Raw genomic sequence first — 23,780 nt, forward strand, 5'->3', positions numbered from 1 at the left:
ATTCGCTCCTACAAATGATTCTTCATTTTAGTTAATTATTTCACCAGTTCAATTCACTTGGTAGATACTACTTTTTATTCGTTAGACTGGATAGCGAATATATGCTTTTTGTTTATCAATACCTTTTTTAAGATCACTTTTCGCTTTTTCCTTATTCAATGCAATCATTTTTTCTTGATCATCCACTTCAATAAGCGCTAAAGAACGGCGGTTTTCTTCCACTTTAGCAACATTATCTGTGATTTGAGTAACAAATATCCGTTGATCACGTGATAAAGATTTCCATTCTTTCGTTTTCATCAGATAATTAGAATATACGCGCAATGCGTTATTTCGATCTAATAATAGCGATAATGTTTCATATTGGTAAAGATTGACCCAATTGGCTATTTCAATATTATGGTCAATATCTTTTTGCATTAATTGCTCTCTCAGCAATAGTTCATCGTAATAACGTTTATAGTTATTGGTCAGCTGGTTAAACTTCTGTTGCACATTCCACAATTGTTCAAAAGCTTTATGTCCTTCATTTACGGTTAAATCGGTTGAATTTACCGGTATTTTCAGCGGTTCCGTATAGTAAGTAGTATCTATTTTTAAGTGTTCACCGCCAACCTTAAGAATATTCGTACTAGTATCTGAAAAAAGTGATAATGAAGATTGAGCTATTTCTGCTTCTTCTCTCGTTTCTCCCCCTACAGTTGTTAAATAAGCTGTCGCTTTTACTGTATTATTCACTGTAAATCCAGCCATGTAGTAAGGTTTTCCATTTACTTCCCAAAAAACGGGATTTACAAATACACCTTCATACCACTTAGCTAATTTCTTTGCTTTCTTAATCAATAACTTCTCTGTTTTTTTATCCATCTTTTTCCTCCATAGTGTAATAAAACGTTAGGATTAGACACTATCCGTTTTTAATTGCATCTCTACAAAGTATAAAGAATTCTTTCTATGTCCGCAAATCATACCTAATCCTTCTACCGGTTTTCCACTTTGTCTTTCTTACGATAAAACCAGCCTTTTCTTCTCATTTTCCGGGCTATTTGTAGTATAATTAGATTAATTTACTTGCCCGTATAAATAGCTTTTTAGGATTGTTAATTGGAACCTGACACTGCAACAGTAGAACATAAAATAAGAGTATTGGAGGAAAACAAATGTTAACTTTAGAAAATGAACAATTACTTATTAAAATAGCTACAAAAGGGGCAGAACTACAGAAAATTTATAATAAACAAGAAAACTTTGATTACCTTTGGACTGGAGACCCTGATTTTTGGGGAAGTCATGCACCAAATTTATTCCCTACTATTGGTCGCTTAAATGACTATAAATATACTAAAGATGGCAAAACTTATGAACTGCCACAACATGGCTTTGCGAAAGACCTTGAATTCGAAGTAGCAGAATCTTCTGATACAACAGCAGTGTTTGTATTAAAATCAACAGACGAAACAAAAGCAATGTATCCTTACAACTTCTCACTAGCCATTAGTTACAATCTAGAAGGCTCAAAACTGAAAACAACTTATCAAGTAACAAATGAATCAACTGAAACTATGCCTTTTTCAATTGGTGGTCACCCTGCGTTCAACATTCCAATGAATGGTGAAGGAACCTATGACGATTATACATTGACGATTGATCCTAAAAAAGAAGTGAATTACTTCGAAAGCAATCCAGTACCTTATCGAAGTGGAAATAAGAAACCCTTTAAAGATATGGAAAATGGTGTTTTAAGTATGAATCATGAAACGTTCCGTGATGGGTTGATTATTATTGATGAACCAACTATTGAAACGGTTACATTATCTTCGCCTAACAGTAAACATGGAGTAACATTAGGCATTTCAGAATTTCCATACTTATGCTTATGGACCAAAGAACAAATGGATGCACCCTTTATTTGTATTGAACCCTTTTATGGTCTTCCAGATGTGATAGGAGAAATTGGAACACTTGAAGAAAAAGAAGGCATTATCTTATTGGAAGCAAGCGAACAAAAAGAAGTTTCCTTTACAATCACAACCTTTTAAGCACTGTATTAACACGTATGAAAAAGAATGTAATTCAAAAGCTGCATCGAAAAACCCTTTATTAAGGAGTTTCGATGCAGCTTTTATTTTACTATTTTGTTGGAATAACCATTGCTTTTTCTTGCGTAATCAAACACAACTCTTGTGCTTTGAAAATATGTTCTTGCGTCATCGCTTTTTCAGTCCGATTAATGCAGTCTTTAATCATTTCACCAAAGAATGGAAAACCTACTTCTCCCGTTAAGGAATAATGTTTTTCCCCTTCTGCAGTAACTAGGTACAAATGATCTCCGGTTTCTTCACGAGCAACATCAATATACTTACGAACTTCGATTGTTCCTTTTGTCCCTGTAATGAATACACGGCCATCGCCCCACGTGTTTAATCCATCAGGCGTGAACCAATCGACTTTGAACGTAAAGGTGGCTCCATTTGCTCCAAGTAAAGTCGCATCGCCATAGTCTTCTAATTCTGGCGTATCCGGATTCGCATAATTGGCTACTTTACTGTGCAACACTTCCGCGTCTTCATTTCCTGTAAAATACAAGAATTGTTCAATTTGATGGCTTCCGATATCGCAAAGAATTCCGCCATATTGTTCTTTTTTGAAGAACCAATCTGGACGTTTTTCTTTGTCCAAACGGTGCGGACCAAATCCAGTGACTTGAATAACGTCTCCAATTGCGCCTTCTTTTATTAGTTGACCAGCATAAACAGAGCCTTCTACATGCAAACGTTCGCTAAAGTATACCCAGAATTTTTGTCCGGTCTCTTTGACAACACGTTTTGTTTCTTCCAACTGTTCCATTGTGGTGAAAGCCGTTTTGTCAGTGAAATAATCTTTACCCGCTCGCATCACACGATTGCCTAATTCACTACGCAAATTTGGAATTGCCGCTGCCGCAACTAAATGAACCTCTGAATCTGCTAAAACTTGCTCTAAAGATTCAGCAATTTGAACTTGTGGGAATTCTGCTTTATAAGCTGCTACTTTTTCTTCATCTGGATCATAGACCCATTTAAGCGTTGCTCCAGCCTCTAATAAACCATTCGTCATCCCATTAATGTGCCCATGATCTAAAGCAACCGTTGCAAAGTTAAATTCCCCTTCTTTTACTACACGATTTATTTTTCCTTTTGGAGCATAGTTCATACCATCTTTACCAGCCATTTAGTTCTCTTCCCTTCATTCATTACTCAATAGAAAAGAGAGCTAGAGAGTAAATCCCCTAGTCTCCTCAGTTTGTTTGTCAACGATTTAGAATAAGTCTGCATATCCTGCTTCTTTTAAATAATCACGCGAATCTGCTAAGCAATCAAACGGATCTCTTCCATATTGGTCATCTTGCTCTACCAATAAGTAACGTGCCCCACTTGCAATACTTTGTTCGATAATCGCTGGCAAGTCTAATGTTCCTTGTCCCAATTCAGCAAATTCGATATTATTCGTGAAGGCATGCATGAAGTCTCCAGAATTTCCTTTTAGTATCTCATCTACTGCTTCTTGTGGAATCGGAACCACACGGTAATCTTTCAAGTGAACTAAATCAACTTTTCCAGCGTACTCTTTCAAGACTTCTACAGGATTACGCCCACCACGTTGTACCCAGTGAACATCTAATTCAAATCCTAATAATGGTGCTTCTTCACGGATAATATCTAATAGATAACGTCCATCGTATTTCACAAATTCAATATGGTGATTGTGGTAATACAATTTGATTCCTTGTTCTTTCATTTTTTCGGCTACCGCGTTCGCTTCATGACAAAACTCCAACACTTTGTCTAAAGATGCCATTGCTTCAAATGGGAGCATTCCGATGCGAACAATATCTGTATTTAATGTTTTACAATCTTGAATGATTTTATTCAAATCAGTAGTCAACGATTCTTGTCCTTCCATCATTGGTTTTAATCCAGCTGATAAAGAAGCAATCTCCATACCTAATTCTTCAGATGCACGTTTAATTTCAGCGACATTTTCCGGTGTCATTTCCACTTGAGAAATCTCTACCGCATTGTACCCTAGCTCACTGATTCTTTTTAATGTTTCGTAAGGTCCTAATTGTTCAAATTGTGCTTTCAACGTGTAGCCTTGTACCCCGATTTTAACTTGATTTGTCATTTAAAAGATCCTCCCTTTTCACTCGTTCTGCATTGCCAGTATTTTTTGATGAACGATCCATCATTTCAATCATTTCCATTGCTGGAATAGCTTCTCTCACATGCACATAGTCTTCTGTATTTTCAATAATGCTCTTGTAGAAACGTTCAACTAAAATCCGATGACCCATTCCGTAGTAAAATTTGGAACCAGGAATTCGATCATCTTCTACAATAACTTCTTTTCGACCATTCTCGTTTGTAAAATACAACCGACTGTCTTTAATCGTAAATTTTTCTTTTTCAGTGATGACTTGTAATTCTACCGAAGAGTTTTCTGTGTAGGCATTAGTCCCATGGAAGAATGCCTTCACTCCAGTTTGGAAAGTGAATGTAGCACTAGCTGTATCTTCTACCTCAATCGCGTAATCTGTCAAATTAGACAGAGAAGCCTTGCAACTTTTCAGCTCACCACCAATCAGCTGGATTAGGTCCAGCGTATGAATCGATTGATTAATAATCGAACCGTATCCTGCTTCTAATTTACGTCCACGCCATGGTTTGGATGTATAATAACTTTCTGGACGAAACCAGGTCACCAATCCTTTTATAGAAGTAATCTCCCCGACATCCTTATTTTTAAGAATATCCACTAACGTCATAAAACTTCTATTGTAGCGATTTTGAAAACTAACACAGATTTTCCGGTCGGTACTCTCTGCTAACTCTAACTGTTTCAGGGACTCTTCATAATTGACGGCTAAAGGTTTCTCCAAATATACGTGAGCCCCATGTTCTACACATAAAGTAGTAGCAGACTGATGTAAATAATGCGGGAGACAAATGTGCACCACATCCAATTCCATCTTTTGCAGCATTGTCTCCATATCACTAAAGAAAGGAAATTCCATCCATTCACTTTTCTTGTCCGGATCAACGTCACATACTGCTACTAATTCTCCATGTTCACTGGCATTAATAGCATTTACGTGTATTGCAGAAACTTCTCCCAATCCAATTATACCAACCCTTAACATAAACATTCTCTCCTTGCGTTGCTTCTTATTTCACTAATGATGCTTTTATGAAGATGTTCTTTCAGAAAATTTGCCTTCTTCACGAATCCGTTTGTTCAATTCTTCCAAATACAATTCTTCATCTAACTCTTGTAAATTGACTTCTTTGCCTGTCCAACTTGATAAGTGGATTGCATTTGCTAAACGAACTCCTTTGATTCCGTCTGATCCAGGTGCTAATAATGGCGTACCATCCAGAATGTTAGCAGCAAAGTTTTCTAGCACACCTGAATGTTGTTCGCCCCAAGCACTATCAAACTTAATTGTCTCAGTTGTGTATAACTCTTCAACATTCATTTGTCCCATAAATAATTTAGCAACGTCTTCCATACCCATGTTTTCGCTTAATTCTGTTTCATCTTTTTTTAGACGTGTAACAGTAGCAGTTAAACTATCTTCAACCACAATTTTTCCTTTATCGCCTAATATTTCAAAACGATCCGTTCCAACAATATCATGAGTCGAAGTAACAAAGACACCTGTTGCACCGTTACCATAGTCTACGACTGCAGTTACTTCATCTTCAACAGCGATATTACGCTTAAATCCATAAGCAACTTTGGAATAAACAGACTCAGGAACACCACAAATCCATTGCCATAAATCTAATTGGTGAGGAGCTTGATTGACTAAAACGCCTCCGCCTTCTCCACCCCAAGTTGCTCTCCATTCGCTTTGATCGTAATAAGGTTGCGGTCTCCACCATGTAGTGATGATCCAACTTGTATGACGCACTTTACCGATTTCACCATTGTCCATGATTTCCTTCAGCTTTTTATATAAAGGATTATTGCGTTGATTGAACATAATACCAAAAGTCAATTCTGGTTTCGTTGCCGCATAGTCATTTAGTTCTTTGACTTGAGCCGTATACACGCCTGCTGGTTTTTCAACTAAAGCATGAATATCATGTTTTAAAGCTTCGATTCCCATTTCTGGATGCAAGAAATGTGGTACACAAGTGATGATTGCATCTACCTTTCCACTTTCAAGCATTTCAATATAATCTTCATAAAACGGAACACCTGTGTACTGCTCTTCAACGAGTGTCTTTTTACTTAAATCGATATCACAAATTGCTGCAATTTCCATATTTGGTACCATACCGTCTTTAATAAACTTTGCATACATTGATCCTTGTGTTCCAATACCTATAATCCCTAATCTAACTTTTTTAGTCATTTGTCATTCTCCTATCATTCTAGTGTATTTGTATAATTGTTTCTTCCTATATTCATTCGGGGTCACACCAATTTTCTTCTTAAAAAAACGATTAAAATGGGCATCACTTTCAAAACCACATTCTCTAGAAATTTCTTTGATCGTTTTATTCTCTCCTGCAACTTCAATCAGGTATTTCGCCTGTATCAGCCGATAATCCATCAAATATTGCATAACAGTATAACCGGTAGACTCTTTAAACGTATGTGAAATGTACGAAGGGCTCAAATTTAATGCTTTTGAGATATCTTCTATATAAATAACCTCTTTAAAATACTTTTGGAGGTAAGAAGCAATTTTCTCTACATATAAATACTTACCTTCATTCCCTTTATCTAACACCAACATTGTTGTTTTCTCTAATTCATGAACTTTAAAAAGCAATTGAATTAACAAAATTTTTGCTTTGGCCTCTGCTTTTGCTTCATTGTCCACCTCTGTTGCTTGAGATAATAGTGACAACTGATTGATTAATCTTTCAATTTCAAGAGTTTCTTTTACATTTGATGTGTGAAATAGCCCATGATGCAACTGACTAAAAGTATCAAATAAAAAAAGCGCATCCAATTCTTGCAAAACTGGTAAAATCCATTCTGGTGAAAAATGAATCATGCTTCTTTCGTATAACTCTTTGTTCCCCGTTACATGTGCCTTATGCAAATCTAGACCATCTAAAAACAGCATATCTCCGGGTTGTAGATCATATATTTGATTATTAATCAAATACTTGCATTCTCCTCCATAAAAAAAATAAAGTTCGTATTGTTGATGAGAATGAAACTCTAAATCTGCCACTTGTCCTTTCACATGAGAATAAGCAACTAAAGATAATTGATAGTTCATTTTTTGGTTCTTGTTTGAATGCCCTTTCATTATACGATTCCTCCTTGGTTATTACATTATCTAATCGTGTCAATTTGCAAGCAGATAATTGACTGAAACTGCTTTCTATTTCAGTGTAGCATATTATTAGCCCGTTAAGAAGAGAATCCCTTCTCTATAAGAATGGTTTCACAGTGTTTGGTTCTTTGCGCTTTTTTTAGCCATACGACGTCTAGGAAAAAGAAAAAAACACCCTTACACAACAGAAAATTCTCTTGAGTAAGGGTGAAGTTATTGTCTTCTTTTTATCAATATACGCCTTGCTTATGCTTCTTCGATTTTATCTTCTTTTATAATTAGAACTCTATTCCAATACATTAACACTATCGCAACAACTGAAGAGATTGCTACACCAATCCATTTGTATTTTGCAATCTTTACAATTACAAATGGTAACCACGAACTGCCATAATCAATACTTGAAATTAAACTTGATCCTTCTGGGACAGAAAAGTTTGCTGCAGCAGCAGCTTGTGTAAAGATAGGAGCAATATTTGTTCCTATTAAAAGTCCTCCGGAAACGATTATGATTCCGACCACTAACGTTCTGAAGAAATCTCCTTTACATAGTGGAGCAATTAAAACAAACATAAAAGGTAACCCAGCTAAACTTGCAAATGGAAGAAATTCATTTCCAGGAATAAGGAAAGCTAATAATATAGTTATCGGAACCATCACAAGTGAAATGGTTAAAGTAACGGGGTTTCCTACACCAACAGCTGAATCTAAACCAATATATAGTTTACTATTCCCTTTAAATTTTTCTTGAATTTTTTGTTGGACGGTTTCACTGATTGGCATTAACCCTTCCATCAATACAGCTGCCATTTTGGGAGTTAAAACCAATACAGCTGCCATAACGATTGCAAGGTTTAATGAGCTTTTAATATCATATCCGGCCACTATCCCTAACAAGATACCTACCAATGTTCCTAAAATTGCTGGATCTCCAAATATTCCAAATCTTTTTTGAAATTCTTTTTCATCTAATTTTATTTTGTTGATTCCCGGTATCTTATCCATAATTGCATTCAATACAAACGCAATTGGAGCAAATGAACCTGTGAAAGCATGTGGAATTGATATTCCAGGCAATCCTAATTCTCTCTCTACCATTGGTGCTGTTCTATCTGCTATAACCATAATAATGATCATATTGATTGCTGCCATAATTAGGCTGACGATAATGTCATTTGTGATCAGATATACCATTGAACCTGTAAAAGCAAAATGCCAGTAGTTCCAAATATCTACGTTTATTGTTTTGGTAGTCTTAGTGAAAAGCATAAGTAAATTGACAACGATACAAACTGGGATTATTAGTACCCCTATTGCTGAACCAAATGCGATTGCACTTGCTGCAGGCCAGCCTACATCAAGTACTCGTAAGTTTAGCCCAAAGTTTTGAACCATTTGTTCCGCTGCTGGTCCTAAATTATCAGTCAATAAAGATATGATGACATTTAATCCTGTAAATCCTATCCCGACCATTAAACCTGATTTTAATGCTTTACCAAATTTAACACCTAAAACCAAAGCAAAAACTGTAAAAATGATTGGCATCATTACTGCTGCACCTAAATCAACTAAATAATTCAATATCCCCATATTGTCACTCCTTCATTTCTTTATTTATAGTTTCTAATATTTGAATTTTGCTTTCAGACTGCAATAAAGCATTAACAAATTGCTTATTTGAAAATAAACCCATTAAATTACTTAACACTTGAACTTGGCTTTCTTTTTCCTTCACTAATAAGAAAAAAAGCAATTTAACCGAAACGTCGGCATCACCAACCATTTCCTTAAACATAATGCCCTCATCTAATTTAACAACTGCAATTGCTTGTTTTTTGATGTGCATCGCATCTGTATGTGGTATTGCGATACCACATACTTCTGTTTGTAAACCTGTTGGATATTTGATTTCTCTTTGCTTCAGTGCTTCTTGGTAACTATCATAAACGTATTCATTTTCCAAAAGATCTTTTGAAATTTGATTAAAAAGATCATCTTGTGAGCTGTAACTTTCATTTATATATATTAAGTCTTCTGAAAACATTATATTCCTCCTATAACTCTAACGTCTTAATTACGTCATCAATTATTTTATCTATACCTATCCCTGTGATTAAACCTAATCCTGAAATAACAGGCACGCCATAACCCGTCCCACCTTGTGCTGTTGTTACGATTAAATCGTGCCCACTTACCATTGAAGGTAGTTCAGCCAATGAAGTTTGTGTAAATGTTACAGAATCCGCTTTACCTCTAGCTTCCATACCATCTTTTAATTTTCTTAAAGCTACCGTACTAGTTGCGATACCTGCTCCACACGCTACAATTATTTTTTTCATTATTTTTTCCTCCTAATTAAATAATTTTTTTAAGTAATTAAAATCTTTTTGTTTTATAAATTCATCTACTTTGTATTGAAAATCAACTTTTTCATATATTTCTAAAAATAGTTCATTGTATTCTCTGATTGCTTTTTTATCTACAACAATCATAATAATCAATTGAACTTTTCCGAATTCCCATAAAATTGGATCTTTTAAAATCCCTATACAGATAGAGGAGCGAAAAACTTTTCCGTCCATATTATGTGGTACACATACCCCATTACCAATTTCAGTAGTTGCCATCTCCTCTCGAGCATAAATTGATTCTTTACACTTATCATCTATAAAACTTAGCTGATATAATTTGTCTGTCATTATTGATAAACACTCATCTTTTGTTTTACAGTTTAAATCAGTAAAAAATAGCTCTTTACAAAATAAACTAGAGATAGAAAACTCATTAGATCCATACGTTATAAATTCATGAATTTTTTCTATATCGTTGTTGCTAACAATTGGTGTAATCACTACATCTGGAATTGAATATTTTTTTGACAAAGGTACCGTCGATATAATAATATCAATATCTGTAAATTCTATGTCATCTAATTGGTATAGTGCATATACACCTACAACTTTTATATTTAAGTTAGTCTTTGATTGAAGTTTAGCCTTTAATAAAACCGAGGTTCCTAACCCTGTTGTACAAACTACCACAGCCCGAATTTCTTTATTTGATTGAATTGAATTTGCTCTTTCGAGAGCACCACAAAAATGTAACGTTAAAAAACCAACCTCATTAATATCAATCTTAATATTAAAATTTGTTTCTAAAGAGCTAGCTAAAATTTTTGCTAGTTGCATTGGAAATGGGTAATTGTTTTTTATTTCTTCAATCAATTCATTATTAATCGGCATATTTAGCCGAATTCTATGCAACGCACTTTCGAGATGCAAAAGCAAACCATTCTTCAAGATAACATCTTGTCTAAAATCTAATTGATACATTTCATTAATTTCAACTATGACTCTTTCTATTAATTCGCTTTCAGGAGTCTCTAGTCTACTTTCTAATGTGTCTTCACTTACCAACATTCTTTTTTGTCCCAGAAGATGCAAATAAATATTAGCTATTTCATTTTCAGGAATGGTCAAATTAATTTTCGCTTCTATTTCTTTGGCAATTGCCTTTGCACAATAATATTCATCGGAATGTTCTTCAATAGTATTTGGCTTTTGATCAATACTGTTATTTTGAAACCTGAGTCTTGAAATAGCAATTTCTACGTGAATAATCAGATTTCTAAAACCAATATCCGTTATCGGAATTTGATATTTTCTAATATTCCGGATTACAATTTCTTCAACGGAAACCTTATCGGTTGATGATATGCTGAATATTCTATCTAACTTCAATTCACTTTGCTCAAGAACTAAATAGTCTACAATTAATTGGCGGATGTTTTTTTCTTCTCCTTGTAGTTTTAGTCCCTTATTAGAGATTTTAGCTAGTTGAATGTGATATTTTTGTAAAGTATCTTTTACGCTGTTCATATCCTTTTTTAGCGTTGTCAAACTTACAAATAATTCATCAGCTAATTTTTCTAAGGTGCATTCTTTTTTCTCCATACTTAAAACAGCAAACTTTCTGATTATCCACTCAATACGAGACTGTTGCATGTTTGGAACCAAAGCATCCTTATCTTCATAATCTTTAAAAACTAATTGAATAGATTTTTTTGATTCAAGAGGAATTATATAGCCTTTTCCTCTTGAAGATTCTATACTATCTGTTTTCAATTCTCTTAAAAGCACATTAATATTTTTAATTTCTCGTTGCACTGTTTTACTTGATATCCCTATTTCTTCGGCAATGTAATCGCTCTTAATATATTCATCACTTTTCAATAATAAAGACAGCATTTCTTTTTTTCGATTTGAAAAATCTACCATAGGTTCCGCTCCTCATAAGTATACTTTAATAGTTTTCCAGCATTCATCATAGACTCTTAATGTCTCTTGTCAACGGACATTGCTATATTATAGCCTTTTTCCTCCCATTATTCAGCAATATCATTCCCAGAGCTTCCTATCTACTTTGTTTCATTTTCTATTTAAGTAAAAAAAAGCCCTTACTAGGTTGCTGCTAGAGTCATTGCGCTTGCAAGCATACCAAACAGTAATTAGAGTCTCATTACTATGGTATTAGTCCGAAAATCAAATAACGAGGTAATTTTTTTGTTTAGGGGTACAACATATCGAAGAGAAATAAAACAGTACAAAAAAATAACACTATGAAGGAAATCATTAACTGATTAACCTCTGTAGTGTCATTTTCCATTGCTACTGATGATCTTTTTTGTTAGAAAAATCGATTTTTACCTTATCTTTCTTTAATCAAATTCTTCGTATTCATTTGGATGTTGTCCTTCTACTCTGCCAGCTTCACCTTTATCTAAAGCATCAATTTTTTGAATATCTTCATCGTTTAATGCAAAATCAAAGACAGCAAGATTGGCTTTCTGGTGACTAAAAGAAGAAGCTTTTACAATTGGCATAACCCCATTTTGCAAGTTCCAACGAATAATGACTTGCGCAGGTTCTTTGCCATATTTTTCAGCAATTGCAACAATCGTTTCATTTTCTAATACATCATTGATTTCACGCCCAAAGGGACTCCAAGCTTCCGTAAGAATACCTAATTTTTTATTGGCTTCAACCAACTCTTTATTATTAAAATAAGGATGGCGTTCAATTTGATTTGTAGCAGGAGTAACGCCAGTCTTTTCAATAATGCGTTCAAGATGTTCAGGTAAGAAATTAGATACACCAATTGTTTTAATTAACCCAAATTTTTTTGCATCCACTAATGCTTGCCATGCTTCTTCATATTTGCCTTGTTTAGGTAATGGCCAATGAATCAAATATTTATCAAAAGAGTTAATCCCGATACGATACAATGATTCTTGGATCATCTTGATGGCTTTATCATATTCATGCGCTTTTCCGGGCAACTTGGAATTGATCATCAATTCTTCACGCGGAATAGACGAGCGTCGGATAGCTTCTCCTACCATTCCCTCATTCATATAGTTAGTTGAAGTATCGATAAGTCGATAACCCGCATCAATTGCCGTGAGTACACTGTTCACACCAGTAGCTCCTTGGATATTTACCGTACCAAATCCAATAGCTGGTAAACTTGTTCCATCATTTAATTCGAATTTTTCTATTTTTGTCATCTTACTTTCATCCTTTCTATGAATATTTTACTGCTTCCAGTGTAAAGGAATAATCAATGAGTATCATGTAATATGCTTTGTTTATTCAATATAAAATGAAAAAACAGTCTGTTTGTTATAACTTTTATCATCTTCTAGCAGAATTGTTGGAAGATTTTCATAATGTAAGGATGCTGGTGGTGCTTCAACTTCTCTTGCTCCTTGTTTTCCACCGACAACATGGGGCATTTTTCTTCCTAATGCGCACCCACATCTAGGACTAATTGCTGATTCTGTTTTATGCTGACAGGGTCTACCTGTTAAATGGGCAAAGTACCATTCTCCACTAGGGGTTTCAACTAAAGATCCATGGCCACACTTTTGATGATAGTTCCTTGGAGAGTCATAGGCTGCTAAGAATGCTTCACCCGGTTGAGTTTCGAACTCACCGAAAAGTTCTTCTGAACGAGCAACGACTTCTTGATGGGTATAAACTGTTCCACCTTCTGCAGCAAACAAATAATAGTTCCCAAAAATTTTATAAATGTGGGAGCCTTCAACCAATTTAACATCCGTTCCCTGATAAATGATTTTAGCTGTTTTTGGAGGCAACATTTGCTGGTTAATAGAATACTCGGTAAGTTTAATTCCATTAAACGGATAACAATATTCACGACGATCCCATTCCATTTGAACAAGGTATTTTTCCCGTCTTCATCATGGAACAAAAATGCATCAAAACCAACACCATTTAATTTTATCGGGTCACTCCATTGACCAATATTTTTTTGATGTGTAGTTACTTGTAATACTTTTTTCTTGAAAAAACAATAATTTCTATGAAATACTTGAAGATAACCTATACTGATTATCTAATTATTTAATTTGATTATGTTTAATACACTACTAGTAGTATCTCTTCCCTTTTGCATATGCTATGATAAATACAACTAAACGAAACGACATTTGGAGGAACATATGACTCAATTTATTATTACTACCGAAAGCGGCTCTGACTTATCCTCAGAACTTATCAATCGTTACAATGTACAAGTTATTCCAATGCACGTCACAATGGGTTTGGAAACGCTTGACGATGGCAGCTTTGATGTTGAAGACGTTTATCGTTTTTATGATCAAACAGGCACTTTGCCTAAAACTGCAGGAACGACTCCACAGGATAATAGTAATGTTTTCAAACATATTCTTACTCAATATCCTGAAGCACACATCATTCATATTGCTTATTCAGCAGTAACCACTGTTTCATATAATTCGTGTAATATTGCTGCTCAAGATTTTAAAAACATTCATCTTGTAGACAGCAAGAATGTTTCAGGTGGATTAACTGCTGTCATTGTTGCAACAGCAAAATTTATCGAAAAAAATCCAGCTGCTACAGCTGAAGAGATTGTGTCTTTTGTTGAAGATGTTCGCGAGCGAACTCGTTTCGTTTTCTTACCTCAGTCTTTGCTTTACTTGAAAGCGGGAGGACGAGTTTCAAATGTAGCTTATCTTGGTGCTTCTCTTTTAAATCTTCACCCTACAATTATTTTAAAAGATGGATACTTGGTCGCTTCTAAAAAATATCGTGGATCCTTTGATCGTTGTTTGAAAAATACTATTAAAGACTTCCTAAAAAATTATGATATTGATCCAGAAACAGTGATTATTGGTGGCACAAAAAGATTGAGTGAAGACCATAAACAACTTGCTACAGTACTGTTACAAGAAGCCGGTTTCAATAACTTCTCATGGTTCACTGCTGGATCCGTTATTTCAAGTCACGGTGGTCCTGGAGCTTTCGGTATTATTGGGATTGAAAAAAGACAACTTTCTTAATTTTTCCTAACACAAATCAGATAAAGAGACAGCCAATTTTAGTACAATTATTGGTTGCCTCTTTATCTTTTTTATTAGTATAATCTTTATCGGCTGAAATTCATTCTATGATAAACTAACATTAAGGAACTTTATAGTATTAATGTTAGTATCCTATTAGAGGTGCTTTAACTAACGAAAGGAGCTGATCAAAATATGCATATCACACTAAAAAAGAATTGGCCCTATTTGATAACGGCTTTTGGAATAATTGCTTTATTTGTATTCCTACCCGTTCAATCGGTAGTCGCTATTGAATTGCCAGATGCTACATCTGATTTTTACTATTATGATGAGCCGAACATTTTAACCCCTGATACTAAAGAACTGATCATGAATATAAATGATACTTATGAACAAACAGTTGAAAAACCTCAAATTGTTGTAACCGTCATTGATTCATTAGATGGTGAAACCATTGAAAACTATAGTGCTGCCTTATTCGAAAAATGGAAAATTGGAAATACTGACTACGATAATGGTGTCCTCATCTTACTAGCTTTAAAGGAACGAGAAATTCGTTTCGAAGTTGGCTACGGTTTAGAAGGCATTCTAACAGATGGAAAAACAGGAAAAATATTAGATAATAACATAACTTATTTAAGCAACAATTTATTCGATAGTGGGCTTCAACAGATATTTAGAGCTACTGCAATAGAAGTAGCTACCGAATACCAGTATGATATTGAGGCAACTTTAGCTTCTAGTAATTCAAAAGTCATTGAAACGCTCAACACTACACCGCGTGACAAGGGTTTTATTCCATCTACTATTCGTTTTTTTAAGAGTTTAAAACCCTTTAATGTGCTTATTATTATTGTGGGTATAGCTTTTGCTGTTTTCACCCCTGGTAGTGGCGGCGGTTCAAGTGGGCGTAGAAATAAATCCGGTTCTGGAAGAAATAGGAAATCAAGCAGACGCTCTGGTGGCGGTGGTCGTTCTGGCGGTGGCGGTTCTAGTCGGAAATTTTAAATGAATATTTCGAACGAACTTAACGACTAACAGTCTTATTGACAGATTATCTGATAATTTATTACCATGATGAATTTGATAACGATTGTTTTTCTGCCGAGTAAATCTAGAATATACCGTAAATATTTTTTTAGGATTATGACTCAACAAAAAACCGTTGCTCACATCTGTAAGCAACGATTTTTCTTTTATCTCTAAATTTATAAGATAGCTTTCTTTATTAATTCTATCTCACTAATTCACTTACTTCTACTTTTTCATGCCAAGAAGTAGCTGTGCGTTCTACTACTTTGTTTAAACTTTCAATATTTTCTCTGCCTTCTGATTGAAGCCATTTTCTAGTAGCGTCTTCTCCATTTGCTACAAAGTGGTGAACACCATTTTTCCATGTTGCTCTTCCACAAAGAACACCACTAAAAGTAGAACCTGCTTCTTTTGCAAATTCAAGCGTCTCTTGGAATAAGTTTGCAGACACACCAGCACTAAGAAAAATAAACGGTAACTGTGTTGATTCACTTTGTTCTTTAAAATAAGCTGCAGCAGTTTCTTTTGTATAAACAGCTTCTTTCCCAAAACCTTCAACTACATCCATGTTGACAGGTACTTCTACCTTTAACACGTCAACTTTATATTGAGGTTTGGAAAATTCTTTCATCATATCGATTACTTTACGAGGTTTAACTTTTGCATAGTCGTTAGAATTATTATCTTGAATAGTTTTATCATAAGACAGTAGTTCTAAATAGAACGGGATATCTTCTCCAAAACATTCGCTTCCTAAACGTTCTACAAAAGCATGCTTTTGATGGTTTATTTTAGGTTCCTCATTTACATCATAATAAAGCAAGAATTTGATTGCATCTGCACCTTTATCTTTTAAGCCCTTTACTGACCAGTCTTCTAACAAGTCAGGTAATCGTCCAGGAATTGTCACGTCATAGCCTGTTTTTTCATAGGCTAATAGTAATCCAGCTTCAGCATGGCGAGCATCAGCTGCTTCTATACCAAACTCAGGATCCAATAAAATAGAAGAAGCATATGGCGTTAATTCTTCAGATACTAATTTTTTGAATTCAATAATGAGTTCATCAGTTGGTTCTTGACCTTCTGCTTTAATCATTTTTTTTAAAGCACCGCGTTGATCAATAGCTAAAGCTTCTATAAAGCCTTCTTTAGTAGATAAACGATCCATTGCTGCCTTTTTTGCTTTTGAAATTTTTAGCATTTTCTTCATCCTTTAGTTATCATTTTTGTAAACAGATACACCATTTAAATAGGTTTCATGTAACTTCAATTGAGGATCTATCACTAAAAAATCCGCATCATGACCAGCTTGTAAACTGCCACAACAATCATCGATATGACAGCTTCTTGCTGGAATGATAGAAGCCATTCGAATTGTCTCTTCAATGGTTGCACTATCCCAATCACAAACATTTCTGACAGCATCCATCAATTTCAGAACACTACCAGCTAGGCTTCCATTTTCTTTTAAACGAGCTGCTCCGTCTTTTACTTCAACTGGAAAGTCTCCTAAAGTGTAATCTCCCTCAGGCATTCCACCAGCTCTCATACAATCGGTGACTAAAACAATATGTTCTGGCGTTTTTGCTTTTATTAAAACATCTGCCGCTGCTGGATGGACATGGTGTCCATCACAAATCAACTCAGCAAAAGTATCTTTTGTTGTCATAGCTGCTCCAACCATTCCAGGTTCTCTGTGGTTCATACCACTCATTCCATTGTATGTGTGAACAAAGATTGAAGCACCAGAAGAAACAGCTGTTCCAGCTTGTTCATATGTTGCAGAACTATGCGCCAGGGCAACAGTTACCCCTTCTTTGACTACATTTTCGGTAAAGTGAACTGCTCCTGCTCTTTCTGGAGCAATAGCAATTTTCTTTATTAAGCCCTTTGATAATTCTTGCCAATGATGAAAAATCTCTAGATTAGGATCTTGGAAGAACCGAGGATTTTGCGCCCCCTTGTGTTCTTCTGTAAAAAAAGGTCCCTCAAAGAAAATACCACGAATTTTAGCTCCTTGTACTTCTTGATAGTGATCCCCGATTGTCCGACTCACTTGATTTAAAGTTTCAATATCTGAAGTCAGTGTAGTAGGTAAAAAGGACGTTACACCACAACTTAATAACCCTTTTGATATTGCCTTGAGGCCTTCAAAGTCATTGTCCATCACATCATGACCCATAAATCCATGAATATGTGTATCCACAAGGCCAGGTGTAATCCATTTTCCTGAATAATCAAGAACTTGCTCATTTTCATTAGGTAATTCCTTTATATACGACCCAAACTTTCCATCTTTAACCGCTAGATAGCCTTCACCTTTTATTCCACTCGGCAAGAAAAACCGGCTCGCGTATATATAATAGGTTCCCATCTTTTCATCCCTTTTTTTGATTAGTCCTTGTACTCGTGTATCGTTACACCTTTGACTACTCGATTAACCGTTCCAGATTTAGAAGGAGTATCCGGTGTATTAGTCACTTTAATAGAAGCTAGTAACGAAACGGTCTGTGCTGCCATGATAAATGGCAACGCAAGATAAGCTTCTGGCAAGAGCAAATGCTGGTTATCAAAATCAATTGTTGTACCAGAAAAATTTTGTCCTTCAACAGGCTGAGCTATCGCTATTGTTTGCATAGCAATTTGATCCTGTTGTATTTCTTCTAAAATATCTAAATCATATTTACGGGTATAGGGGTCATTGCTTACAAAAACAAAGACCAGCGTTTGTTCATTTACAAATGATTTAGGTCCATGGCGGAATCCCATAGAGGAGTCAAACATTGTTGCAATTTTCCCAGCTGTTAATTCTAATACTTTTAGCTGTGCTTCACGTGTTAAACCTGCTAAGCTGCCGGATCCTAAATAAACAATGCGATTGAAGTCAACCGCTACTAATTTATCTAAGTTTCCTTCATGTTCAATCACTTCTTTGCCCATTTTAGTTGCAGTCATCACATAACTTTCTTTATCAGCCACAGAGGACTGATCAAAAACCAGTAATGCAGTCAATGTCATACAAGTAAAACTTCCCGTCATAGCAAATCCTTGATCATTTGATCGTTCAGGCATTAGTAACAATAAATTTTCTTTATCTGTGGCTGCTGCTTTTGCTAAAGCTCCATCTGCTGCACAAGTAATGGTGATGTGTCGAATATTTTTCACGACTTTATTCGCATTGGAAACTGCTGTAACACTTTCAGGGCTGTTTCCACTTCTTGCAAATGAAACCAATACCGTCCAATCATTTTCATGCAGATAATCTTTTGGGGAAGAAACAAGGTCCGTTGTTGGAATACTTTCAAAAATAAATGAATCTGTATCTCCCGCATTATTTAAGTATGGTAGCACAGTATCCCCAACATAAGCCGATGTTCCTGCTCCAGTAAAAACTACACGTATTTTACTAGAGGACTCTTTTTTTATTTGTTGCAAAAAAGAGTCTATTACATCTTTTTTATCTTGATAGTTATCCCAGGCTTCTTCCCAAAGCCCAGGTTGTTGTATGATTTCTTGAGTCGTAATCGCTGCTCCAAGATCCTTTAATTCATTTTGTGATTTAGTAAATAGTTGCACGTTCATTTCACTCCAATCTATTCATCTTCTTCATCAAAATCATTTGCTTCTAATAAATCATTTACTTTGATGATGCTCTCTTTCGTTTCCTCTAAAACTGAAAGCGGATTGCCAATCAATGTTGCATTTACAAAACTAATGATCATTGGCAAGTTCATACCCGTATATAGATCAAAATGAGCACCGTTCATAATTTTTTTTGAAACGATGTTACAAGGAGTGCCACCCAATAAGTCAGAGAATACAATATAATCTCCCTCTAACGAATCAGCTACTGCATCAAATTTCTCAGTAAATTCTTTTTCACCTTCGTGTGGCAATAAAGATACCGTGAAAATATTTTCTTGTGAACCTAGTATCATTTCTGCACTCTTCTTTAATTCTGTACTGAAATCTCCATGGCTTACGAGTATCAAACTTTTCATTCTATTCATTCCTTCACTTGATTCTTATTTTGAAATCACGCCTAATGCAGATAAAGCGATAGAAACTATTAATACAATAAAGATAGCTTTAGTAGAGGTGATATTCTTTTTACCTAATAACCAATAGACAGCTCCAACGATTACAGCTGGTAACAGACGAGGCATAATCATATCAACGTTATTTTGTACATCAACAACTAAATCGCCAATCATAGGTGTCCAAGATAAACGAACATTGATCATGGTTGCTACTAAAGCACCAACCATAAATACACCTAATAATGTAGCTGCATCTGTGATAGCTGTTAGTCGACTCTGCATGGTTGTAACAAGTGATACTCCTTCTTTATGAGCAATTTCAAGTTGTTTCCAACGGAAGAACATTACCGCAAAGTTAACGATCATCCATATAAATGCGCCTATTGGGTTTCCGCTTACGGCCATATTAGCTGCTAATGCTCCAAAAATAGTTGGCAATAAAGCTCCGAAAATTGAGTCTCCAATTGCAGCGAATGGTCCCATCAAACCAACTTTAATCCCAGCAATTGATTCTTGTGCATCAATACCTTCTTCTTCTTCAATCGCCATATCAATCCCTGTAACGATTGTATTTAAAAAGTTACTTGTGTTGAAGAATTGAGCATGTGTTTTCATCATTGCTTTCAACTCTGGTGTACCATCACCATACAATTTTCTTAATTGCGGTAATATCGTATACAGATACCCAGATCCTTGCATACGTTCGTAATTCCAACCAAGTTGAAATCCAAACAAACTTCTTCTATTAATTTGGTTAAAGTCTTTTTTGGTCAATTTATAATTAGATTTCGTCATCTTCTATTTCCCCTTCCTCTGATGCAGAATTAGTTGTGTGTTGCGTTTTTGGGGCTTCTGTTGTTCGTTTATATTCTTTAAAAGCAAAGGCAAAGCCAATCAATGCAATAGCTAACATTGGCATACCTGTAAATGTATTTGCAAATCCGTCTACTACACCTGCTACAGATCCGCCAAGTACTTGAATATTTCCAAATACTGTTGTTAACAATGCGGTAATAACAAATCCTAAAATCAAGTACGGCAGGTGTTTTTTCACTGGTAAGTATCTTAATAAGATAGCAAACCCAACTGCAGGTAGAACAGCACCAGCTACAGCTAATCCATTACCTAACCACAACAATTGATTGTTTAGAACGCCTACAATAGAATTAACAAAACTTCCACCTAGACTCAATGCTAATAAGACTGGAACTGCTCTTGATAATGACCAAGAAAGAGCACCCATAAGATAATTGCGTTCAATGCCTTTGTAGTCCATTTCTTCAATTTTTGTATCAATACGATGTGCAAAGAATGTATTTGCAAATCGTCCTAGGATATCCATTTGAATCATTAATCCTGCTACTGGAACTGCGATTGCAGCGATTGCTTGCTCCGGATTCATTCCAATTCCTACTGAAAAAGCTGTAGCCAAAACGGTACCAGAGTTAGCATCAATTTTTGATGAACCCCCAAATGTACCTATACCCAAAACGGTTAATTGCATACTTCCACCAATAATAAGTCCAGTTGTTACGTCACCCATAATTAAACCCGCTACTAATCCGGCAAATACCGGTTGAGCAAGCCCAGTATAAACTTGCAATTCATCTAAAATTTGATACCCTGCGTAAAGCGTTAATAATATTATCTGCCACCATGCTACTGCCATTATTTTTCCTCCTCTATCTATCTTTATTTATTAAATATGTTGTTTTAACAAGTCCATAAATTTCTCTTCACGATCATTTGGCACCATTTGCGATACCAACTCGACACCTTTTTCATCAAGTTTTTTAAAGTTTTCAATATCTTCTTCTATAACGTTAATCGATCTTGTAATAGATTTTGAGTCATCCGATTGAGACATATTCCCCACATTAATTTTTTTAATAGGTACCCCTAATTCCACCAGTTTTAATAAACGATTTGGTTTCTTTGCAATAATCAGCAATCGTTGTGAATCATATTTTCCAGCCAATATATTTGTAGCTGCTTTTTCAATCGACAAAATACTTAATTTAACCCCTGCTGGAGTAGCCAATTTCAAACCACTTTTTTCAATTGCATTCGTCGTTACTCCATCATCTACAACCATGATTCTGTTAATACCTAATTTTGTAGTCCAAAGATTTGCAACTTGTCCGTGAATCAATCTTCCATCTATTCTTACTGCTGTGATACTCATATTACTCTTCCTCCTTATCCATTTTTTTAAATTTTGGTTCTTTTTCTAAACTTATTGTCTCTGACCAAATACCTTCTGTTTCAAAAACAATAATCTCATTTTCTCCCTTTTTAAAGAGAGATTTTGGAGCATATAAAGACAGTGTCGGTCCTACATTCCAGAATCGTCCAATATTAAACCCATTTACTAGGACAATTCCTTTACCAAATAATTCCATGTTGATAAAGGTATCTTCTGGTGTATCAATTGTGACCTTATACTGGTAAAAAGAAGGTGCATTCTCTTTCCATTCTTCATTAAAATCTATCGTTAACGGTTTCAAAAAATCTAAACTGTACTGTTCCCAATCCGTAATAAAGTGCAAATCAGACATGACACCTCTTCGAATTCCTTTTTGTTGTGTATCTGCTAATAATTTATGCCCATAATTGACACGTCCCATATTTTCTACTAATACATCTAGCTGATTAGAACCCGCTATAGGTGAACCGTATATTTTTTCGCCAATTTCTTCTTGGTACTGTGTAGCAATTTTTTCTTCATTCAGGAAAAAGTGTACTCGATCGCTTCCGTCTATTACACGGTAAAATTCTTCGTCACTGTCTTTTGTTACAAAACTTCTATATAACGTGTAGCCATATTGCTGTCCTAATGCTTCCATTGTTTTTGGGTATTTTGATTCTTGTTTATCCGCAATACGATCGATAATAGAAAGCAGGTTTACTTTTCCAACAACTGGAACATCCGTGATGCTCATACTATTTTTAACTAGCGGAGAATGTTGTTCAATCCCTGGAAAACTTTCTTTCATCATTTTTTGCAAACTATCGTATTTATTCGTTGGATTTCCTTGTTCATTTAATGGTGCATCATAGTCATAAGACGTTAATTGAGGTAAATCTTTTCCTAATCTTGCTGAACAACCATTCATGAAACCAAAATTAGTTCCGCCATGAAACATATAAAGATTTAGGCTTCCAATTTTTAATGCTTCTTTTACATCATTTGTTAAATCTTGTGCATCTCTTTTTATGATGGGATCATTCCAGCGATTGAACCAACCACCCCAATATTCCATACACATTAAAGGCCAATTTTTTCCTTTTGATTCATGAAACTCTTTCAAATTTTTAAAATTTTCTTTTGATTGGGAGCCAAAATTTCCTGTGGTCAAAATATCAAGATCCGTCATTGTTCCTGCTTCTTGAGTTGCTTTCCAAGCTCCGTCTGATGTGAAAATTGGAACCGTTACGCCCAATTCTAGCATTAACTCATAAAGTGTTTTCAAGTACTCCTTATCTTCACCATAAGACCCATATTCATTTTCTAACTGCATCATAATAACCGGTCCACCTGAAGTTACTTGTAACGGTACAATTTGTTCAAAAAGTTTTTTATAATAACTAGAAACTTTTTCAATGAACTGTGGATCAGAAGAACGAATGCGCATATTTTTATAAGTGAGTAACCATGCAGGCAGTCCTCCAAATTCCCATTCTGCACAAATATAAGGAGACGGTCGAAGAATTACAAACAAACCTAATTCTTTTGCTGTTTGAACAAATCGTTGAATATCTAACTGACCAGAAAAATCATATTCTCTTTCTTTAGTTTCATGTACATTCCAAGGAATATAGGTTTCTACTGTATTAAACCCAAGGGCTTTTAAATTGTATAATGAATGGTACCAATCCTCAGGGAGAATTCTAAAGTAATGAATAGCTCCTGATATAATTTTAAATGGTTCACCATTTAGTAAAAATTCTTCTTTCACTTCAAATGTATTCATTAGGT

At 35.1% G+C, this 23,780-nt stretch carries 23 protein-coding genes; 3 read left to right on the forward strand and 20 right to left on the reverse strand.

The genetic code is table 11. From position 1 onward, the window contains the following. Window positions 1-81: 81 nt before the first annotated feature. A complete protein-coding gene (locus CAT7_RS03025; RefSeq protein ID WP_007721870.1) occupies window positions 82-867 on the reverse strand; it encodes a hypothetical protein in 786 nt (261 codons plus the stop codon). Between the two features lie 293 nt (window positions 868-1,160). On the opposite strand from CAT7_RS03025, the gene CAT7_RS03030 reads away from it, so the two are divergent. After that, window positions 1,161-2,039: an aldose 1-epimerase family protein gene (locus tag CAT7_RS03030; RefSeq protein ID WP_007721871.1), complete on the forward strand. Its 879-nt coding sequence runs from the start codon at window positions 1,161-1,163 to the stop codon at window positions 2,037-2,039. A 91-nt stretch (window positions 2,040-2,130) separates the two neighbouring features. Here the strand turns inward: CAT7_RS03030 and CAT7_RS03035 are convergent, their stop codons facing one another. The 11 genes from CAT7_RS03035 to CAT7_RS03085 form a co-directional block, all read right to left on the reverse strand. Then, on the reverse strand, window positions 2,131-3,210 hold the full coding sequence (locus tag CAT7_RS03035; protein ID WP_007721872.1) for a Gfo/Idh/MocA family protein: 1,080 nt from the start codon (window positions 3,208-3,210) through the stop codon (window positions 2,131-2,133). Between the two features lie 87 nt (window positions 3,211-3,297). Beyond that, window positions 3,298-4,164, reverse strand: a complete 867-nt coding sequence (locus CAT7_RS03040) for a sugar phosphate isomerase/epimerase family protein (protein ID WP_007721873.1) — start codon at window positions 4,162-4,164, stop codon at window positions 3,298-3,300. After that, window positions 4,148-5,179: a Gfo/Idh/MocA family protein gene (locus CAT7_RS03045; RefSeq protein WP_007721874.1), complete on the reverse strand. Its 1,032-nt coding sequence runs from the start codon at window positions 5,177-5,179 to the stop codon at window positions 4,148-4,150. The genes CAT7_RS03040 and CAT7_RS03045 overlap by 17 nt, the downstream gene beginning before the upstream one ends. A 45-nt stretch (window positions 5,180-5,224) precedes the next feature. Then, a complete protein-coding gene (locus CAT7_RS03050) occupies window positions 5,225-6,400 on the reverse strand; it encodes a Gfo/Idh/MocA family protein (RefSeq protein ID WP_007721875.1) in 1,176 nt (391 codons plus the stop codon). A gap of 3 nt (window positions 6,401-6,403) precedes the next feature. Beyond that, window positions 6,404-7,312, reverse strand: a complete 909-nt coding sequence (locus CAT7_RS03055; RefSeq protein ID WP_007721877.1) for an AraC family transcriptional regulator — start codon at window positions 7,310-7,312, stop codon at window positions 6,404-6,406. A 273-nt stretch (window positions 7,313-7,585) separates the two neighbouring features. Beyond that, a complete protein-coding gene (locus tag CAT7_RS03060; RefSeq protein ID WP_007721878.1) occupies window positions 7,586-8,929 on the reverse strand; it encodes a PTS galactitol transporter subunit IIC in 1,344 nt (447 codons plus the stop codon). A gap of 4 nt (window positions 8,930-8,933) precedes the next feature. Next, window positions 8,934-9,383, reverse strand: a complete 450-nt coding sequence (locus CAT7_RS03065) for a PTS sugar transporter subunit IIA (protein ID WP_007721879.1) — start codon at window positions 9,381-9,383, stop codon at window positions 8,934-8,936. 10 nt (window positions 9,384-9,393) lie between these two features. Further along, complete coding sequence (locus tag CAT7_RS03070; RefSeq protein ID WP_007721880.1) at window positions 9,394-9,678, reverse strand: PTS sugar transporter subunit IIB; 285 nt, start codon at window positions 9,676-9,678, stop codon at window positions 9,394-9,396. 12 nt (window positions 9,679-9,690) lie between these two features. Next, entirely contained in the window at window positions 9,691-11,616 is a 1,926-nt protein-coding gene (locus tag CAT7_RS03075; protein WP_007721883.1) for a BglG family transcription antiterminator, read from the reverse strand. 440 nt (window positions 11,617-12,056) lie between these two features. Further along, the gene (locus CAT7_RS03080; protein ID WP_007721885.1) at window positions 12,057-12,905 is read right to left on the reverse strand and encodes an aldo/keto reductase; all 849 of its coding nucleotides are present in this window, start codon (window positions 12,903-12,905) and stop codon (window positions 12,057-12,059) included. Window positions 12,906-12,986: 81 nt separating this feature from the next. Beyond that, window positions 12,987-13,574: a family 43 glycosylhydrolase gene (locus CAT7_RS03085; protein WP_007721886.1), complete on the reverse strand. Its 588-nt coding sequence runs from the start codon at window positions 13,572-13,574 to the stop codon at window positions 12,987-12,989. A gap of 288 nt (window positions 13,575-13,862) precedes the next feature. Here CAT7_RS03085 and CAT7_RS03090 point away from each other — a divergent pair, with 288 nt between their 5' ends. Beyond that, complete coding sequence (locus tag CAT7_RS03090) at window positions 13,863-14,726, forward strand: DegV family protein (protein WP_007721888.1); 864 nt, start codon at window positions 13,863-13,865, stop codon at window positions 14,724-14,726. A gap of 195 nt (window positions 14,727-14,921) precedes the next feature. Next, window positions 14,922-15,737 (forward strand): TPM domain-containing protein, encoded by an 816-nt coding sequence (locus CAT7_RS03095; RefSeq protein WP_007721890.1) that lies wholly within the window; start codon window positions 14,922-14,924, stop codon window positions 15,735-15,737. Window positions 15,738-15,963: 226 nt separating this feature from the next. Here the strand turns inward: CAT7_RS03095 and lacD are convergent, their stop codons facing one another. Genes lacD through CAT7_RS03135 form a run of 8 tightly spaced genes read right to left on the reverse strand, consistent with a single transcriptional unit; the run spans window position 15,964 to window position 23,775 of the window. After that, the gene (lacD, locus tag CAT7_RS03100) at window positions 15,964-16,962 is read right to left on the reverse strand and encodes a tagatose-bisphosphate aldolase (RefSeq protein WP_007721892.1); all 999 of its coding nucleotides are present in this window, start codon (window positions 16,960-16,962) and stop codon (window positions 15,964-15,966) included. A 12-nt stretch (window positions 16,963-16,974) separates the two neighbouring features. Further along, entirely contained in the window at window positions 16,975-18,135 is a 1,161-nt protein-coding gene (gene nagA / locus CAT7_RS03105; RefSeq protein WP_007721893.1) for an N-acetylglucosamine-6-phosphate deacetylase, read from the reverse strand. Window positions 18,136-18,155: 20 nt separating this feature from the next. Further along, window positions 18,156-19,337, reverse strand: a complete 1,182-nt coding sequence (locus CAT7_RS03110; RefSeq protein WP_007721895.1) for an SIS domain-containing protein — start codon at window positions 19,335-19,337, stop codon at window positions 18,156-18,158. Window positions 19,338-19,354: 17 nt separating this feature from the next. Continuing rightward, window positions 19,355-19,762, reverse strand: a complete 408-nt coding sequence (locus CAT7_RS03115; protein WP_007721897.1) for a PTS sugar transporter subunit IIA — start codon at window positions 19,760-19,762, stop codon at window positions 19,355-19,357. Window positions 19,763-19,786: 24 nt separating this feature from the next. After that, on the reverse strand, window positions 19,787-20,596 hold the full coding sequence (locus tag CAT7_RS03120) for a PTS system mannose/fructose/sorbose family transporter subunit IID (protein ID WP_007721899.1): 810 nt from the start codon (window positions 20,594-20,596) through the stop codon (window positions 19,787-19,789). Continuing rightward, window positions 20,583-21,470: a PTS mannose/fructose/sorbose/N-acetylgalactosamine transporter subunit IIC gene (locus CAT7_RS03125; RefSeq protein ID WP_007721901.1), complete on the reverse strand. Its 888-nt coding sequence runs from the start codon at window positions 21,468-21,470 to the stop codon at window positions 20,583-20,585. The genes CAT7_RS03120 and CAT7_RS03125 overlap by 14 nt, the downstream gene beginning before the upstream one ends. Window positions 21,471-21,500: 30 nt before the next feature. Further along, on the reverse strand, window positions 21,501-21,986 hold the full coding sequence (locus CAT7_RS03130) for a PTS system mannose/fructose/N-acetylgalactosamine-transporter subunit IIB (protein ID WP_007721903.1): 486 nt from the start codon (window positions 21,984-21,986) through the stop codon (window positions 21,501-21,503). 1 nt (window position 21,987) lies between these two features. After that, window positions 21,988-23,775 (reverse strand): glycoside hydrolase family 35 protein, encoded by a 1,788-nt coding sequence (locus CAT7_RS03135; RefSeq protein WP_007721905.1) that lies wholly within the window; start codon window positions 23,773-23,775, stop codon window positions 21,988-21,990. Window positions 23,776-23,780 lie beyond the last annotated feature (5 nt).

The sequence above is a fragment of the Carnobacterium sp. AT7 genome (assembly GCF_000171855.1).
Taxonomy (GTDB): Bacteria; Bacillota; Bacilli; order Lactobacillales; family Carnobacteriaceae; genus Carnobacterium_B; species Carnobacterium_B jeotgali.

Excerpts from the sequence above, each read along its gene's own strand:
- CAT7_RS03025 (WP_007721870.1), bottom strand. The coding sequence starts at position 867 with ATGGATAAAAAAACAGAGAAGTTATTGATTAAGAAAGCAAAGAAATTA.
- CAT7_RS03030 (WP_007721871.1), top strand. The coding sequence starts at position 1,161 with ATGTTAACTTTAGAAAATGAACAATTACTTATTAAAATAGCTACAAAA.
- CAT7_RS03035 (WP_007721872.1), bottom strand. The coding sequence starts at position 3,210 with ATGGCTGGTAAAGATGGTATGAACTATGCTCCAAAAGGAAAAATAAAT.
- CAT7_RS03040 (WP_007721873.1), bottom strand. The coding sequence starts at position 4,164 with ATGACAAATCAAGTTAAAATCGGGGTACAAGGCTACACGTTGAAAGCA.
- CAT7_RS03045 (WP_007721874.1), bottom strand. The coding sequence starts at position 5,179 with ATGTTAAGGGTTGGTATAATTGGATTGGGAGAAGTTTCTGCAATACAC.
- CAT7_RS03050 (WP_007721875.1), bottom strand. The coding sequence starts at position 6,400 with ATGACTAAAAAAGTTAGATTAGGGATTATAGGTATTGGAACACAAGGA.
- CAT7_RS03055 (WP_007721877.1), bottom strand. The coding sequence starts at position 7,312 with ATGAAAGGGCATTCAAACAAGAACCAAAAAATGAACTATCAATTATCT.
- CAT7_RS03060 (WP_007721878.1), bottom strand. The coding sequence starts at position 8,929 with ATGGGGATATTGAATTATTTAGTTGATTTAGGTGCAGCAGTAATGATG.
- CAT7_RS03065 (WP_007721879.1), bottom strand. The coding sequence starts at position 9,383 with ATGTTTTCAGAAGACTTAATATATATAAATGAAAGTTACAGCTCACAA.
- CAT7_RS03070 (WP_007721880.1), bottom strand. The coding sequence starts at position 9,678 with ATGAAAAAAATAATTGTAGCGTGTGGAGCAGGTATCGCAACTAGTACG.
- CAT7_RS03075 (WP_007721883.1), bottom strand. The coding sequence starts at position 11,616 with ATGGTAGATTTTTCAAATCGAAAAAAAGAAATGCTGTCTTTATTATTG.
- CAT7_RS03080 (WP_007721885.1), bottom strand. The coding sequence starts at position 12,905 with ATGACAAAAATAGAAAAATTCGAATTAAATGATGGAACAAGTTTACCA.
- CAT7_RS03085 (WP_007721886.1), bottom strand. The coding sequence starts at position 13,574 with ATGGAATGGGATCGTCGTGAATATTGTTATCCGTTTAATGGAATTAAA.
- CAT7_RS03090 (WP_007721888.1), top strand. The coding sequence starts at position 13,863 with ATGACTCAATTTATTATTACTACCGAAAGCGGCTCTGACTTATCCTCA.
- CAT7_RS03095 (WP_007721890.1), top strand. The coding sequence starts at position 14,922 with ATGCATATCACACTAAAAAAGAATTGGCCCTATTTGATAACGGCTTTT.
- lacD (WP_007721892.1), bottom strand. The coding sequence starts at position 16,962 with ATGCTAAAAATTTCAAAAGCAAAAAAGGCAGCAATGGATCGTTTATCT.
- nagA (WP_007721893.1), bottom strand. The coding sequence starts at position 18,135 with ATGGGAACCTATTATATATACGCGAGCCGGTTTTTCTTGCCGAGTGGA.
- CAT7_RS03115 (WP_007721897.1), bottom strand. The coding sequence starts at position 19,762 with ATGAAAAGTTTGATACTCGTAAGCCATGGAGATTTCAGTACAGAATTA.
- CAT7_RS03120 (WP_007721899.1), bottom strand. The coding sequence starts at position 20,596 with ATGACGAAATCTAATTATAAATTGACCAAAAAAGACTTTAACCAAATT.
- CAT7_RS03125 (WP_007721901.1), bottom strand. The coding sequence starts at position 21,470 with ATGGCAGTAGCATGGTGGCAGATAATATTATTAACGCTTTACGCAGGG.
- CAT7_RS03130 (WP_007721903.1), bottom strand. The coding sequence starts at position 21,986 with ATGAGTATCACAGCAGTAAGAATAGATGGAAGATTGATTCACGGACAA.
- CAT7_RS03135 (WP_007721905.1), bottom strand. The coding sequence starts at position 23,775 with ATGAATACATTTGAAGTGAAAGAAGAATTTTTACTAAATGGTGAACCA.